Annotated in this window: 1 protein-coding gene and 1 pseudogene; both read left to right on the plus strand. The window is 64.0% G+C overall.

What is annotated here, in order from left to right; all coding sequences use genetic code 11:
* Positions 1-295: pseudogene (locus BGIM_RS64560) on the plus strand (hypothetical protein); the annotation flags it as partial.
* A partial coding sequence (locus BGIM_RS64565; protein ID WP_020467922.1) for a transposase occupies positions 292-683 on the plus strand: 392 nt, incomplete at its 3' end. The pseudogene BGIM_RS64560 and the gene BGIM_RS64565, both read left to right, overlap by 4 nt.

Below are 683 nucleotides of genomic sequence, written 5' to 3' on the forward strand. Positions count from 1 at the left end.
CCCCCCCGAGTTGCCCGGTCCCGAACCGGACCACGCCCGCCGCGAACGAGTCACCGGGCGCCTGTCCGAACTGCTGAGTCAGGAACGGACCTGGACCAGCCGGCAACTGACCGAAACCCTGGCCTCCGACGGTCTCGCCATCGGCCGCCGCCAGGTTCTTCGTTACTTGGGGTTGTTGAAGGCCGGATACCGACGGACCGCCCAGACCGTCGGCCACAAGCAAGACCCCAAGAAGGTCAAACGGGCCGAACAAGTCCTCGACGGATTAAAAAAAAAGCGGATACCGGCCGGGTGAAGCTCTTTTACCTCGACGAATGCGGCTTCAGCCCCTCCCTGCCGACCGGATATTCGTGGCAGTTGCCCAGGCAACGCAAGCGGGTGAAATACGAGTATCCGCAAGGCCGGCGGGTCAACGCCCTGGCGACGTACGAGCCGTTCGCCCCTGTCCCAGACCTCGCGGCCGTCCCGTTTGAGCGGACGCTGACCGCCGACGACTTGGTTCACTATCTTCGGAACCTGCCGATGGCCGCCGTCCCGCGAGTCGTGGTCTTGGACAACGCCGGCATCCACACCAGCAAGGTGACCAAAGCGGCGAGGCCGGAACTGGCGAAGCAGGGCATCTACCTCTATTACCTGCCGGCGTACCGCCCCGAACTCAACCGGATCGAACCCGTGTTCAAACA

The organism is Zavarzinella formosa DSM 19928 (genome assembly GCF_000255705.1).
Lineage (GTDB): Bacteria > Planctomycetota > Planctomycetia > Gemmatales > Gemmataceae > Zavarzinella > Zavarzinella formosa.